The sequence below is a fragment of the Aeromonas sp. HMWF014 genome (assembly GCF_963878295.1).
In the GTDB taxonomy this organism is placed as follows: domain Bacteria; phylum Pseudomonadota; class Gammaproteobacteria; order Enterobacterales; family Aeromonadaceae; genus Aeromonas; species Aeromonas popoffii.
Genome location: NZ_CAWNYS010000449.1, coordinates 1,938 through 16,168, shown reverse-complemented (window position 1 = coordinate 16,168; position 14,231 = coordinate 1,938). Strand labels below are relative to the sequence as shown.

The window sequence follows — 14,231 nt, the reverse complement described above, 5'->3', positions numbered from 1 at the left end:
GTGCATCTGTCAATGCTGATACATCCCCCATAGGAACCAGGGTACCCCGCCGCCCCCGCTCAAGGACCTCGCTGGGACCAACAGGGCAATCGGTAGAAATAACCCTGCCACACAACAATAGTGCCTCTACCAATACCAGACCAAATCCCTCCCCTCGGGAACTCAGCACGAAGGTATCAGCATGCTTCATCCATACATAAGGGTTGGCTTTAAGCCCGATAAAATGAATTCGATCATGCAATTTCAACTTTTCGGCTACAGATATTAGATGTTCCCTATCTGGGCCATCACCGATGATAACCAGTTTTTTATTCAGCCCACTATCCAGCGCTCTGGCATAAGCCAGGATCAGCCCCTCAATATCCTTGGTCTGCTCATCTAGACGAGAGACGCTCAAGATATACTCCTCCTGCAGCAGCTTCCTGTCTAACGCAGAGTTTTCTTCATATTGCTCAGACTGATGAATAATTCGTAAAAAATCGAAAGGATTATATAAAACATGAGCATTCTTCAACCAACTCATCTGCTCTCTTTGAAGTTCTGCAAGCATATCTTGGCAGATCAGGATCACTCTATCATAACTTGCGCACCGCTTTCGCATATGGCGTTTACGTCCCTCAAGGTTATAAAAACTTGAGTGTAACCACATCACCTTTGGTTTAGAGCAATCATTCAAATACTTGAAGAAATCGCCATCAAGAAAATCAATTACCAGATCGCTACTCTCAACCAATTTATTAATAGCATATCGTTTTTTTATTGACCCATTCAATTTTGCAAAAAATGAATTACCAATTTTAAAGTCGAGATTAACTACCTCTGCTACCTTGGCGATCTCCTTAGCAACAACATATTCACTACTATCCTCGTTGGTAACAATAGTAATATGGTATTCATAATTATCCACCAATCCTTTTACGTATGTGAGCAGTACTTTTTCAGCCCCCCCCATACCTAGAGAATGGATAAAAAACAAAAGGCGTTTAGTCATAAGACAACCTTTTCGTTGAATCTGCCTTCGTTCTTAAAAAAGATAAAAAATAAAGAAATCAAATATATATAAAGAGTGTTTTGGTGTTCTATCGGAACATCAGTAAGAGCACAAAAAAATGTACTCAGTGTAATTATAAAACCTACAGAGACCAATTTTGATTGTTGCCAAAATAACCACATCGGATAAACCAATATGGCCAATGCTGCTAGCAGCCCCAAAATGCCTCTGATTACCATATTCTGAATAAATTGGTTATGAGCATGATACATGCCATAATCAACATAAAATTTATTTACTATACCATCCAAGAGTTGTTGCTGCTGCATGGTTTTAAATCCATCCAACCCAACACCTAGCAATGGGTTATCAACAAACCCAGCCCAGGCACTCCTCCAAGCCATTAATCTTAGTCCCCATGATGATGTATAGTCGTTACTCTCCATCATATTAACTTCAGAAATACTTTCGAGAATCCGGGCTCTTAACATATCACTCTCATAGAAAGTAATTACCAGCACGCAAGATAGTATTAAAAACCACGAAAAATATTTTATTGGCTCTTTTATAGCTTTAACAAAAAGTACAAATGTAACTACGACGACCAGTGCCAGCCATGCACCTCGACTCTGAGATAGATATATAGCTGAAATTGCAAATATCGAGCTAATAATATAAAGACATCTAGCCAAAAGAGATGATGATTCCTGTGCGAAAAAACTATTCAAGATGGCCAAAATAAGTGCACCTTGAGCAAACAGGATAGCATTGGTAAACCCTTCAACCCGAAGCATTCCATTATGACATTGCCATATAGCAAGCAAACCAATCGCAATCCCACCGACCAGGGAACCCAGTTTGAATACACTAACCAAAACGGCCTCTCTTGGCATTAATAAGAAGAATGCCAAAATATATAACAAGTTCCTTATCAACCAGCTTTCATCATCGTGAACCAGTCTACTGATGCCAATTGCCACAATGTAAATTAACACGCACCAGTAAAGATTTTTTGCTGATACACCAATCAGCTCTTTATTCCCTACAAAGTAATTTATCACCCCTATTATGGATGATAAAACCAGCAACTTAGTCAAATAATGTTGGCCTAATGGAACAATAAATAGCCCACACAATGTGAAAAACAACGTCATTGAACAGAGTACAATGCTAATTCGATGAACGTATTTTTTAACTAGCGTCATAATCATGCCTTTCTAAAAACATAATTCCCGCGGATCTTACGCCACAGCCCAAAAACATCGGTACGAGGGAAAATGGCGATGCGCCGGATCCGGTAAGGATCTTGATGCATTGCTCTGGGACCACTGTTAGTCGCGACGGCAAAACGATACCCGGCGGCGATGGTTTGCTCCTTGGCACTGTCGTTCATATCTCCGTACGGATAGGCAAACGAGACCAGCGAATAACCGAGCAGGGCTTCCAGCTGACGTTTATTTTCCTGTATTTCATGAGCTTGTTGCTCGGATGAAAGCTGACTCAGACGGGGATGAGTCAGGGTATGGCCACCAATCTCCACATGGCCTGAGGCCACCAGGGCCTTTATCTGCTCCCCATTCATCAAGGAAACCTGGGAATCCGGGTTGGTCGGGTGCTCCACATCCCAGCGATTATGTGCCTCTCCGGTCACCACATACACCACAGCTTTGTAACCATATTTTTCCAGCAGTGGCAGCATGCGCGTCAGGTTGTCCTGATAGCCGTCATCGGCGGTGATCATCAGGTACTTCTTGCCGTATTCAAGGCGATGGATAAAACCCTTGTCCGCCAGATCGCGGAACGTCAGGGTCTCGTAGCCGAGCCACTTCATCAGTCGCAGATGCTTCTCGAACATGGCGATCGGCATCCAGGTGCCATGCACCCCCTTCTCGCTGTCATGCTCGATGAAACGGTGGTACATGATGACCGGCATCTCACGGCGCAGGGTCTCCACCACCGCATCCTGATAGATAACTTCCAGCCCGGATACAACCCCCTGCAAGCCGAACTCATCCTGAATGCACAGGCGAATGGCCTCAGGCACACGCTTGCTGGTCAACGCGAGCGCTATCTCTGCCCTCAAGGTGGTGAAGTTGATCGCCAGATCCTTGGGGCCTATGTCACCAAAGTTGCTCGCCAGCGCCTCTGCCAGATTCTGTTCAGTCACCAGACCAATTGCCTTGGCCTCACCGATGGCAAACGCTGGGCGCCCGCACAGCAGCGCCTCCATCGCCACCCGGCCAGCACCGATCACCAAATCACATCCCGCCATCAAGGCAGGGACATCGTCCACATAACCGACGAAATCGACCTGGTGCTGGAAGCGGTGGAAACGCTCGGGCAACTGGCTGCCGCTCACCACCCGTACCTGACAGGCATCCAGATCCAGTACCTCGTCCAGCAGGCGATAGCAGAGCTCCCCCTTGGGGCCGCTCAGCCGCCCAATGATGGCGATCACCGGCTTGGGATTATCCGGCGCAGGGACGGGCTGAAACTTGTCGGTTTCAATACCGTTGCGCAGCACCTGCACAATCTGGGGATCCACCCCCAGGTTGTCGATGATCTGGTGGGCAATATCCTCGCAGACGGCAACCGCCCGATAGCCAAGGGCGTGGAACGCCTTGCGTGACGCGTGTACCGGCTGGCGACCGTGCACCGTGGTGATCATGGGAGTACCGGTCAGCTTGCAGGCCACATAACTACTCCAGCCAGAGGCGCGGGAGTGAGCATGCACCAACTGGATATGGTGCTTCTTGATGAGATAGATGAGGTAAAATACGTGCCAGAAGCGGCGCAGTATGCTGCGCTTGTTGAATCGAAGCTTGAAGACGGGACCAAGGGTCGGTTTGGTCAGGGTATCTGAAACATAAAAAACGTTGTGACCACGCCGGGTCAGTTCGTTACCGACCGTGGTGGCATAGACCTCAGCTCCCGTCACTTCGAGCTGGGAGAGTGCCATCAATACATTCATTGCGCGGTTACCCGGTGGAGAAGAGAGGAACGACAAGCCGTGCCAGACGCCAGAAACCGGAAGCAAGCGAGTGTCTGCTTCCGGTTTTGCGCTCAAACGGTCGCGTTGTGCTCACCCGTTAGCGGTTGAGCCAAGCCATGTAATCCGCGACCCCTTCGGCAACGGTTTTGAATTCGGCATCATAACCGACACCGCGCAGCTTGGTCATGTCTGCCTGGGTGAAACTCTGATAGCGACCCTTGAGGTGATCCGGGAAGGGAATGTACTCGATAGTCCCTTTCTGGTGATGCTGGATCACGGCTTCGGCCACGTTCTGGAACGGCTCGGCACGACCGGTGCCGCAGTTGAAAATGCCGGAGTGTTGCGGGTTCTGCCAGAACCAGAGGTTCACCTTGCAAACGTCATCCACATAGATGAAGTCACGCATCTGGCCGCCGTTCGGGAAACCGTCACAACCTTCGAACAGCTTGGGTTTTTCGCCCTTCTTCACCTGGGTATTGAGGTGAAAGGCAACGGAAGCCATGGGGCCCTTGTGCTGCTCACGCGGACCGTAGACGTTGAAGTACTTCAGACCCACAACCTGGGAGTTGATCTCCGGCATCCAGCGGCGCACGTACTGGTCGAACAGCTGCTTGGAGTAGCCATAGACGTTGAGCGGCTGCTCGAACTTGGGATCTTCGATGAAGTTGTCGTTGCGGCCACCGTAAGTCGCGGCGGAGGAGGCGTAGATGAAGGGAATCTCCCGCTCGATGCAGTAGTGGAACAAATCTTTGGAGTACTCGTAGTTGACCTCCATGATGAACTTGCCGTTCCACTCAGTGGTCGCGGAGCAGGCGCCTTCGTGGAAGATCACCTCGATGCCGTCGCCCCACTCTTCAAATTCGTCGCCGGAGACGATCCGCGCCTGGAACTCGTCCTTATCCATGTAATCGGCAATGGTCAGATCGACCAGGTTGATGAACTTGGTGCCATCGGTCAGGTCATCGATGACCACGATATCGGTCCGTCCTTGAGCGTTCAGCTGCTTGACCAGATTGCTGCCGATAAAGCCAGCACCGCCAGTTACTACGATCATGGAGTTTGCCTCGCGTACGTTGATGGTCACGTGTGACTGCTTGTTAAAGCTGTGTATAGTGAACCAATTTGAAATTGCCGAAAAGTTTATCACGGGCCGCAAGGGGATTCGACCTTGATGCAACGGGCCCGCCAGAGGGAACAGTGATGAAAACCAGAGACAGGATCATTCACAGCGCCACCGAGCTGTTCAACGATCAGGGTGAGCGCAACATCACCACCAACCACATTGCCGCCCATCTTGGCATCAGCCCTGGCAACCTTTATTACCACTTCAGGAATAAAGAAGACATCATCCACTCGATTTTTGATCAATACGCCCGCCACCTGAGCGAGAGCTTCACCCCCGCGCGCAGTAACGAAATCAAGCTGGAAAACCTGATGGGCTATCTGGATGCCATCTTCTATCTGATGTGGCAGTTCCGCTTTTTCTACGCCAACCTGCCGGACATTCTGAGCCGCGACGAACCGCTGCAGCAGAAGTACCTCAAGGCCCAGGAACAGATGCGCTCCTCCGTGGTCGCCCTGCTCAGGAGCCTGCGTGAAGGGGGCATCATAGACGTCAACGACGCAGACCTGCCCGACCTTGGCCAGACCATCAAGATGGTGGTGACCTGCTGGATCCCGTTCCAGATTGCCCAGGCGCCCAATACCCGCATCACCAAACCGCTGCTCTATCAGGGGGTGTTGAAGGTACTATTTTTGCTGCGCCCCTATATCCAACCGCAGGTGGCCGGACAGATCCAGCAGCTGGAACAACACTACCGTCAGCTGGCCCAACCAGCTTAGTGAGATCTGTTTCACACTTGTTGAATATCAGCACAATCATTTGAATTTGCCGCAACAGATTGCAGTAAAATGTTGCCCTCTGTTGATACGCAGCTGAAATAGCCAATAAGGATCGAGGATGTCTAACGGATTCTATCGTCACCTGACCGAGCAACTGAACCAGGTGCAAGCTGAGGGGTTGTACAAGCAGGAGCGCATCATCACCTCCGCCCAGCAAGCCAGCATCGCCGTCGGCGGTGAGCAGGTACTGAACTTCTGTGCCAACAACTATCTGGGGCTGGCCAACCACCCGGATCTGATCGCCGCCGCCCATCAGGGGCTCGACAGCCATGGCTTCGGCATGGCTTCGGTGCGCTTCATCTGTGGCACCCAGGACCAGCACAAAGCGCTGGAGCAGAAGATGTCGGCCTTCCTCGGCACCGAGGACACCATCCTTTACTCCTCCTGCTTTGATGCCAACGGCGGCCTGTTCGAGACCCTGTTCGGCGCCGAAGATGCCATCATCTCCGATGCCCTCAACCACGCCTCCATCATCGACGGCGTGCGGCTGTGCAAGGCCAAGCGCTATCGCTACGCCAACAACGACATGGCCGAGCTGGAAGCCCAGCTCAAACAGGCGGATGCCGATGGCGCCCGCTTCAAACTGATCGCCACCGACGGCGTCTTCTCCATGGACGGGGTCATCGCCGACCTCAAATCCATCTGCGATCTGGCCGACAAATACGATGCCCTGGTGATGGTGGATGACTCCCATGCCGTCGGCTTCATCGGCGAGAACGGTCGCGGCACCCACGAATATTGCGATGTGCTGGACAGGGTCGACATTATCACCGGTACCCTGGGCAAGGCACTCGGCGGCGCCTCTGGCGGCTACACCTCCGGCAAAAAGGAGGTGATCGACTGGCTGCGTCAGCGCTCCCGCCCCTACCTCTTCTCCAACTCGCTGGCCCCCTCCATTGTCGCCGCCACCATCAAGGTGATTGACATGCTGGCCGACGGTCACGACCTGCGCGCTCGCCTCCAAGAGAACAGCCGTTACTTCCGCGAGCGGATGAGCGCCGCTGGCTTCACCCTGGCGGGGGCCGATCACGCCATCATTCCGGTCATGCTGGGAGATGCCAAGCTCGCCTCCGAGATGGCGAGCCGCATGCTGGCTGCCGGCATCTATGTGGTGGGCTTCTCCTTCCCGGTGGTGCCCAAGGGTCAGGCACGCATTCGCACCCAGATGTCTGCCGCCCACACGCGCGAACAGCTGGACAAGGCGATCGACGCCTTCATCCGCATCGGCCGTGAACTCGGCGTTATCTGATTTGAATCAAGGGGCTGCAGCCCCTTTTTTCTGCATTCATCGTGATTGACTGGCATGAAGGAACAACCATGAAAGCACTCTCCAAACTGCACAAAGAAGTCGGCATCTGGATGACGGACGTACCGGCCCCCGAACTCGGCCACAACGACCTGCTGATCAAGATCCGCAAGACCGCCATCTGCGGCACCGACATCCACATCTACAACTGGGACGACTGGTCCCAGAAGACCATTCCGGTGCCCATGGTGGTTGGCCATGAATATGTCGGGGAAGTGGTCGCCATCGGCCAGGAAGTCCGCGGCTTCGCCGTGGGAGACCGGGTATCCGGCGAAGGCCATATCACCTGCGGACATTGCCGCAACTGCCGCGCAGGCCGCACCCATCTGTGCCGCAACACCATTGGGGTCGGCGTCAACCGCCCGGGCGCCTTCGCCGAATATCTGGTGATCCCGGCCTTCAATGCCTTCAAGCTGCCGGACAACATCCCGGACGAGCTGGCTGCTATCTTCGATCCCTTTGGCAATGCGGTGCACACCGCCCTCTCCTTCGATCTGGTGGGTGAGGATGTGCTCATCACCGGCGCGGGTCCCATCGGCATCATGGCTGCCGCCGTTTGTCGCCACGTGGGCGCCCGCCATGTGGTGATCACCGACGTCAACGAATACCGGCTGGATCTGGCCCGCAAGATGGGCGCCACCCGCGCCGTCAACGTGGCCAAGGAAAAACTCTCCGACGTGATGACCGAGCTGGGCATGACCGAAGGCTTCGACGTGGGGCTGGAGATGTCCGGCGTGCCCAGCGCCTTCCAGGATATGATCGACAAGATGAACCACGGCGGCAAGATCGCCATGCTCGGCATCCCGCCTGCCACCATGGCCATCGACTGGAACAAGGTGATCTTCAAGGGTCTGTTTATCAAAGGGATCTACGGTCGCGAGATGTTCGAGACCTGGTACAAAATGGCCAGCCTGATACAGTCCGGATTGGATTTGTCCCCCATCATCACCCACCGTTTTGATATCGATGACTTCCAGCAGGGCTTCGATGCCATGCGCTCCGGCCAGTCCGGCAAGGTGATCCTCAGCTGGGATAAATAAGTCTCTCGGCGGCTCAATCCCATGAAACCCGGTGAAGACCGGGTTTCTTTTTCTGCGCCTCTCCTCGCCAGTTTGTGATCTGACGAAGAAACTTTGCACGCAGAGTGCTTAACACTTCACACACAAGCGTTTAAATGGCTGTAACTATTCGGTTATAATCCCGTCGTTTTCTAGGGATAATAAAAGCCTGCTGGGAGTACATGAGCGTGTTGAAAAAACTGAGCTATTTGCTGGTTGTCGGGATGACGGCTGCCAGTCTGTCCGGCGTGGTGTTTGCTGCCGATGATATGTCGCCGGAAGCGATTGCCGAACGGATCAAACCTGTCGGTCAAGTCTATACCGCCAAGGATCTGGAAGGGATTGCGACCGCAGGCGCAGCTTCTGTGGCGGCAGCACCATCCGGCCCACGTGATGGCGAGGCCGTGTACAAGGGTGCGTGCTTTGCCTGTCATGACATGGGTATTGCCGGTGCCCCCAAACGCGGCGACCAGGCAGCGTGGGAACCACGCATCGCCCAAGGCATCGATACATTGAAGAAACATGCCATCGAAGGCTTCACTGGCAAGGCGGGTGTCATGCCGCCACGGGGAACTTGCGCCACCTGTAGCGATGAAGAGATCGAAAACGCCATTCACTACATGATCGACAAGCTCTAAGTGATTGAAAGGGCCGCACTTGCGGCCCTTTCAATCTGTTCACTTCCGACTACTCTTTGTAGGGTAGGCACATTGGGAGTTTCTATGTCAGCGCAACCCAGAGCATCACAGTATTCGACTCCCTTGCTGGCGTTAATGTCCGCCATTATGGATTTTCCTGCCCCCTCCTCTGCCACGCCCAAAGAGTACGACACCCTTATCCAGCAATTGGACCAGCTCTGCCCGCTGCAGCATTTCGGCATGCTGGGCTTGTCAGAGTCTGGGCTGCACTGGGTGTGTGAACATCAGATTTCCGATAGTTTCAAACTGCAGCTGGGGCTGGAAGCGTCACTGCTCACTGAACAGCTAACCCAACTTGATGAAGCCCAGGGCTGGTGTGTGTTTCCCATCGAACATGGTCAGGTGCAGTGGTTGCTGGCCTGCAGCCAGCCCAAGGAGCTACCCACCCTACGCTTGCTGCTGGAGTGCCTCGCCACACGATTGAATGAAACCCAGGCCGGCTCGCAATTCTCGGAGCTGGCTTCTCCGCTCATCCGCAAGGACCCGGACTGGCAGAAAAAAATCGAGAGCATCAATCGCATCATTCGCTTGGCCAATACCCTGCCCAGCCAGGCCCTGTTTTCCCAACTGGAAGCCGTGCTGCGCCAGATGCTGGCCATTAAGGACCTGCTGCTGGTACGCATCGACAGCCACCAGTTGGAAAAGATCTATCCCGAGCTGCCGCTGCACGGCGATGAGTTCATCGCGGGCATGTGCCACAGCACCAACAACATAGAGCAGCATAAGGAGCAGCTGTTTTGGTACAGCCAACCCCTGCGGCTACAGCAGCAATATTTTGCCCATTTCATCATCAGCACCCCGCAGCTGCTGGAGACGGACGATCGGCTGTTCCTTGACTTCTTGCGCAGCCAGCTGACCCTGCTGCTGGAGCTGAGACGGATCCGGCAACAGCTGCACGACATCAACTCGGAAGACTCCATCAATCAACGCCTGCAACAGCTGCGACAGACCAACCTCAGATTGCAGAAGCAGCTCAAGCAGCATCAGGAACAGGAACGCAGGCTTCAGTTCGATGCCCTGCACGATCCGTTGACCCAGTTGCCCAACCGCGCCCTGTTGATGAACCACCTCAACCACGCCATGACCCACTTCCACCGTTACAAGTCACCCGGGTTCTCGCTGATCTTCATCGATCTGGATCACTTCAAGCAAGTCAATGACACCCTGGGACACGGCGCAGGCGATCAACTGCTGAAGGAGATGAGCCGCCGCCTGCAAAGCTGCATCCGGCAAAACGACATGGTGGCCAGACTGGGAGGGGACGAGTTCGTCATCTATCTGGATAGCAGCAAAAACGAGGAGGATATCAGCCCTGTGCTCAATCGCATCATCAGCCGCCTCTCTTATCCCTTCCGGCTGCAAGGCAACGAGCTGAGTATCACGGTCAGCCTCGGGGTGGCCAGCGTATCGGAGCAGACCACCGACATCAGCCAACTGCTGCATCAGGCTGATCTGGCCATGTATCAGGCCAAGCGCAACGGACGCAGCCGCATCGTCAGCTATTCGGAGGAGTGTTCTGCCCAGACCTGGGCTTCACCAGAAGAGATGCTGGCCAAGGCCCTGCGGGAGGGCCGCATACTGCCCTATTTCCAGCCGGTGATCCGGCTCAAGGACAGCCGCCTGACCGGACTGGAGGTGATGGCACGCTGGATCACCGAAGAGGGGGTGCTCAAGGATGCCTTCGACTTCATCCCGCTGGCGGAACAGTGCGGCCTCATTCAAGAGCTGGATTACCAGATACTGCGCCACACCTGCCAACAGTTGAAAGCGTGGTTGCCCATCTCAGGCCAGAGCAAGTTCAAGGTCGCCATCAACCTCTCCGGCAAGCATCTGGTCAATCACGAGCAGATCATGCGGCTGATGGACATCATAGAAACCGAGGGGATAGCGCCTGGCTATCTGATCTTTGAATTCAACGAGCGGGAGCTGTCGCGGCAAGATTCCGACGCCCTCACTTCCCTGCACGAGCTGAGGGCCAAGGGCATTCAGATCAGTCTGGATGATTTTGGCACCGGCTTCTCCTCCCTCAACGCCCTGTTCCACTTCCCGGTAGATTACATCAAGGTGGATGACAGCTTCACCCATCGCATGCTGCAATCCCCCAAGGATTTGGCGCTGATCCGCGCCATGCGCGATATCTGCCAGGATCTGGACTTCACCCTGGTGGTCGAAGGGATCGAGAACCAGCAACAACTACAGAAGCTGATCGACATGGGTTGCCTGATGGGACAAGGGCGCTACATCTCCCCCCCCATGCCGGGAGCCGATATCACACCCCTGCTCACCCAGACCAAGGGTGAGCGTGGCTAGCCGCCGGCTCAATCCTTCTTGAACAGCGCCCTCAGGTTGGCAACCCCGACTTGCCCCTTCTGCTGGCGCTCCTCGGCCGTCACCTTCTTCTGGTTCTCCCACTCCAGATCGTCCTGAGGCAGCTCCAGCAGGAAGCGGCTCGGCTCGGGCCGCACCGATTCGCCATACTGGCGCCGCTCCTTGCAGAGGGTGAAGGTGAGCTCGGTCTGGGCGCGGGTAATGCCCACGTAGGCGAGACGCCGCTCTTCCTCCACGTTGTCTTCATCAATGCTGGTCTGGTGGGGCAACAGGCCCTCTTCCATCCCCACCATGAAGACGTAGGGGAACTCCAGCCCCTTGGAGGCGTGCAGTGTCATCAGCTGCACCTGATCCGCATCATCCTCCCCCTCGTTACGCTCCATCATGTCGCGCAGGGTAAGACGGGTCACTACTTGGGCGAGCGTCATCGACTCCTCCAGCTCATCCCCTTCCAGCATCTCTGTGATCCAGCGATAGAGGGTGGAGACGTTCTGCATCCGCATCTCGGCCGCCTTCGGACTAGGGGAGGTCTCGTAGAGCCACTCCTCGTAGTGGATCTCCTTGATCATGTCCCGCACCGCCTCCACCGGGTTGCCGCGCTGCGCCTGATCGCCGAGTCGCACCAGCCAGTTGGTGAAGGCCTGCAGGGCCACCAGACCACGGCCGGAGAGCGATTGCTCCAGCCCCAGCTCGAAGCTGGCGGCAAACAGGCTCTTGCCGCGCTGGTTGGCATACTGACCCAGTTTTTCGAGCGTGGTGGGACCTATCTCCCGCCGTGGCAGGTTGACCACCCGCAGGAAGGCGGTGTCCTCGTCCGGATTCACCAGCAGCTTGAGATAAGCCATGATGTCCTTGATCTCGGTACGGGAGAAGAAAGAGGTACCGCCCGAGATGCGATAGGGGATGCGGTTGGTCATCAGCGCCTTCTCGAAGATGCGCGACTGATGGTTGCCACGATAGAGGATGGCGTAATCCTTGAAGCGGGTACGGTTCATGAACTTGTGGCCCATCAACTCGGCGGCGATCCGCTCCGCCTCGTGCTCCTCATTTTTGGCAAACAGCACCTTGACCGGCACCCCGTAATCGAGCTCGGAGAAGAGCGCCTTGTCGAACACGTGGGGGTTGTTGGCGATCAATATGTTGGCGCATTTCAGAATGCGCCCCTTGGAGCGGTAGTTCTGCTCCAGCTTGATGAGCTTGAGGCTCGGAAAGTCTTCGTTGAGCAGCACCAGATTTTGCGGCTTGGCGCCACGCCAGGAGTAGATGGACTGGTCATCGTCCCCCACCACGGTAAAGCGAGCCCGCTCGCCGACGATCTGCTTCACCAGCTCGTACTGGCTGGTATTGGTGTCCTGATACTCATCGACCAGCAGGTAGCGGATCTTGTTCTGCCAGCGGATGCGTACCTCGTCATTGCTTTTGAGCAGCAGGGTCGGCATCACGATAAGGTCATCGAAGTCGAGCGCGTTGTAGGCCACCATCTGGCGGTGATAGCGCTCGTAGAGCTGGGCCATCAGTACTTCTTCCGGCCCTTGGGCGATACGCATGGCGCGCGCCGGCAGTATGAGGTCGTTCTTCCAGTTGGAGATCTGGCTGATGAGGGCCGACAGCTTGTCCTTGTCATTATCCAGCTCAGCCTCGGTCAGCTCCTTGAGCAGCGCCAGCTGGTCGGTATCGTCGAACAGGGAGAAGTTAGCCTTGAGATTCAGACTCTTGTGCTCACGGCGTATGATGTCGAGGCCCAGGGTATGGAAGGTGGAGACCATGAGTCCCCGCGCCTCCTTGCGACCCAGGGTCTGACCGACCCGCTCCTTCATCTCCCGCGCCGCTTTGTTGGTAAAGGTGACGGCTGCTATGTTGCGAGCGTTATAGCCACACTGCTGTACCAGGTAGGCGATCTTGTTGGTGATGACGCGCGTCTTGCCCGATCCGGCTCCCGCCAGCACCAGGCAAGGGCCGGAGACAAACTTGACCGCTTCGTTCTGATTGGGGTTGAGCTTCATGGGCCGGATCTCTTGGCTTATGATGAGGGGCGGCATTGTAACAGAAATCAGCGGGTGAGCCGCATCGCTGCGCCACACACCATCAGTCGGCTAGCATCGTGCGCCTTGTGTTCGAGCGCCATTTTCAGGATCATGGCCGACTTTTCCAGATGATGACGAGGGGAGCATGAATCAGCAACAGCACGCCCGACTGCGCGGCCAGTTTCCGGCCTTGGCGCAGGAGGTGAACGGCCACCCTCTGGTCTATCTGGACAACGCCGCCACCACCCAGAAGCCGCAAGCGGTGCTGGATGCCATCGCGCACTACTATCGGGCCGACAACGCCAATGTGCACCGCGCCGCCCACGCCCTGAGTGGCCGCGCGACCCGTGCCTTCGAGGCAGCCCGCGAAACGGTCGCCCGCTTCATCAACGCCCCCCACAGCCGCGAGCTGATCTGGACCCGTGGCACCACTGAGGCGATCAATCTGGTGGCCCAAAGCTGGGGAATGAGCGAGCTCAAGGCGGGGGACGAGATCGTCCTCAGCACCCTGGAGCACCACGCCAATATCGTCCCGTGGCAACTGGTCGCCCAGCGTACCGGCGCGGTTATCCGGGTCATTCCCCTCGATGAGCAGGGTGACCTCGATATGGCCGCCTATCACGCCATGCTGGGGCCACACACCCGACTGGTGAGCGTGGCCCACGTCTCCAATGCCCTCGGTACTGTCAATCCGGTCGCCCGGATGGTGGCTGCCGCCAAAGCGGTTGGCGCCGTGACGCTGATCGACGGCGCCCAAGCGGTGGCTCATCTTGAAGTGGATGTGCAGGCCATTGGTTGCGACTTCTACGCCTTCTCCGGCCACAAGCTCTATGGCCCAACCGGGATCGGTGTGCTGTGGGGTAGAACCGAACTGCTGGAACGCATGCCGCCCTGGCAGGCGGGCGGCGAGATGATCGACAGAGTCAGTTTCA

General features: G+C 55.4%; 11 protein-coding genes. 6 read left to right on the top strand and 5 right to left on the bottom strand.

Going from position 1 to position 14,231, the window contains the following annotated elements:
* From AAC083_RS17750 to rfaD, 4 genes are all read right to left on the bottom strand, one after another.
* A partial coding sequence (locus AAC083_RS17750; protein WP_108537306.1) for a glycosyltransferase occupies positions 1 to 991 on the bottom strand: 991 nt, incomplete at its 3' end.
* On the bottom strand, positions 988 to 2,196 hold the full coding sequence (locus AAC083_RS17745) for an O-antigen ligase family protein (protein ID WP_181364806.1): 1,209 nt from the start codon (positions 2,194 to 2,196) through the stop codon (positions 988 to 990). The genes AAC083_RS17750 and AAC083_RS17745, both read right to left, overlap by 4 nt.
* A gap of 2 nt (positions 2,197 to 2,198) precedes the next feature.
* The gene (locus AAC083_RS17740) at positions 2,199 to 3,962 is read right to left on the bottom strand and encodes a polysaccharide deacetylase family protein (protein ID WP_181364805.1); all 1,764 of its coding nucleotides are present in this window, start codon (positions 3,960 to 3,962) and stop codon (positions 2,199 to 2,201) included.
* A 118-nt stretch (positions 3,963 to 4,080) separates the two neighbouring features.
* The gene (gene rfaD, locus AAC083_RS17735; RefSeq protein WP_108537308.1) at positions 4,081 to 5,037 is read right to left on the bottom strand and encodes an ADP-glyceromanno-heptose 6-epimerase; all 957 of its coding nucleotides are present in this window, start codon (positions 5,035 to 5,037) and stop codon (positions 4,081 to 4,083) included.
* Between the two features lie 146 nt (positions 5,038 to 5,183).
* Between rfaD and AAC083_RS17730 the strand changes: the two genes are divergently transcribed.
* The 5 genes from AAC083_RS17730 (at position 5,184) to AAC083_RS17710 (ending at position 11,257) form a co-directional block, all read left to right on the top strand.
* Positions 5,184 to 5,825, top strand: a complete 642-nt coding sequence (locus AAC083_RS17730) for a TetR/AcrR family transcriptional regulator (RefSeq protein ID WP_042035855.1) — start codon at positions 5,184 to 5,186, stop codon at positions 5,823 to 5,825.
* A gap of 118 nt (positions 5,826 to 5,943) precedes the next feature.
* Positions 5,944 to 7,134: a glycine C-acetyltransferase gene (locus AAC083_RS17725; protein WP_108537303.1), complete on the top strand. Its 1,191-nt coding sequence runs from the start codon at positions 5,944 to 5,946 to the stop codon at positions 7,132 to 7,134.
* A 68-nt stretch (positions 7,135 to 7,202) separates the two neighbouring features.
* Positions 7,203 to 8,231, top strand: coding sequence for an L-threonine 3-dehydrogenase (gene tdh, locus AAC083_RS17720; RefSeq protein ID WP_108537302.1), 1,029 nt, complete (start codon positions 7,203 to 7,205; stop codon positions 8,229 to 8,231).
* 200 nt (positions 8,232 to 8,431) lie between these two features.
* Entirely contained in the window at positions 8,432 to 8,887 is a 456-nt protein-coding gene (locus AAC083_RS17715; RefSeq protein ID WP_042035852.1) for a c-type cytochrome, read from the top strand.
* A gap of 84 nt (positions 8,888 to 8,971) precedes the next feature.
* The gene (locus AAC083_RS17710) at positions 8,972 to 11,257 is read left to right on the top strand and encodes a putative bifunctional diguanylate cyclase/phosphodiesterase (protein WP_108537301.1); all 2,286 of its coding nucleotides are present in this window, start codon (positions 8,972 to 8,974) and stop codon (positions 11,255 to 11,257) included.
* An 8-nt stretch (positions 11,258 to 11,265) separates the two neighbouring features.
* On the opposite strand, the gene rep is transcribed toward AAC083_RS17710, so the two are convergent.
* Positions 11,266 to 13,278, bottom strand: a complete 2,013-nt coding sequence (rep, locus tag AAC083_RS17705; RefSeq protein WP_108537300.1) for a DNA helicase Rep — start codon at positions 13,276 to 13,278, stop codon at positions 11,266 to 11,268.
* A 166-nt stretch (positions 13,279 to 13,444) separates the two neighbouring features.
* Between rep and AAC083_RS23310 the strand changes: the two genes are divergently transcribed.
* A partial coding sequence (locus AAC083_RS23310; RefSeq protein ID WP_258224756.1) for an aminotransferase class V-fold PLP-dependent enzyme occupies positions 13,445 to 14,231 on the top strand: 787 nt, incomplete at its 3' end.

Coding starts and splice junctions, on each gene's coding strand:
- AAC083_RS17745 (WP_181364806.1), bottom strand. CDS start 2,196: ATGACGCTAGTTAAAAAATACGTTCATCGAATTAGCATTGTACTCTGT.
- AAC083_RS17740 (WP_181364805.1), bottom strand. CDS start 3,962: ATGAATGTATTGATGGCACTCTCCCAGCTCGAAGTGACGGGAGCTGAG.
- rfaD (WP_108537308.1), bottom strand. CDS start 5,037: ATGATCGTAGTAACTGGCGGTGCTGGCTTTATCGGCAGCAATCTGGTC.
- AAC083_RS17730 (WP_042035855.1), top strand. CDS start 5,184: ATGAAAACCAGAGACAGGATCATTCACAGCGCCACCGAGCTGTTCAAC.
- AAC083_RS17725 (WP_108537303.1), top strand. CDS start 5,944: ATGTCTAACGGATTCTATCGTCACCTGACCGAGCAACTGAACCAGGTG.
- tdh (WP_108537302.1), top strand. CDS start 7,203: ATGAAAGCACTCTCCAAACTGCACAAAGAAGTCGGCATCTGGATGACG.
- AAC083_RS17715 (WP_042035852.1), top strand. CDS start 8,432: ATGAGCGTGTTGAAAAAACTGAGCTATTTGCTGGTTGTCGGGATGACG.
- AAC083_RS17710 (WP_108537301.1), top strand. CDS start 8,972: ATGTCAGCGCAACCCAGAGCATCACAGTATTCGACTCCCTTGCTGGCG.
- rep (WP_108537300.1), bottom strand. CDS start 13,278: ATGAAGCTCAACCCCAATCAGAACGAAGCGGTCAAGTTTGTCTCCGGC.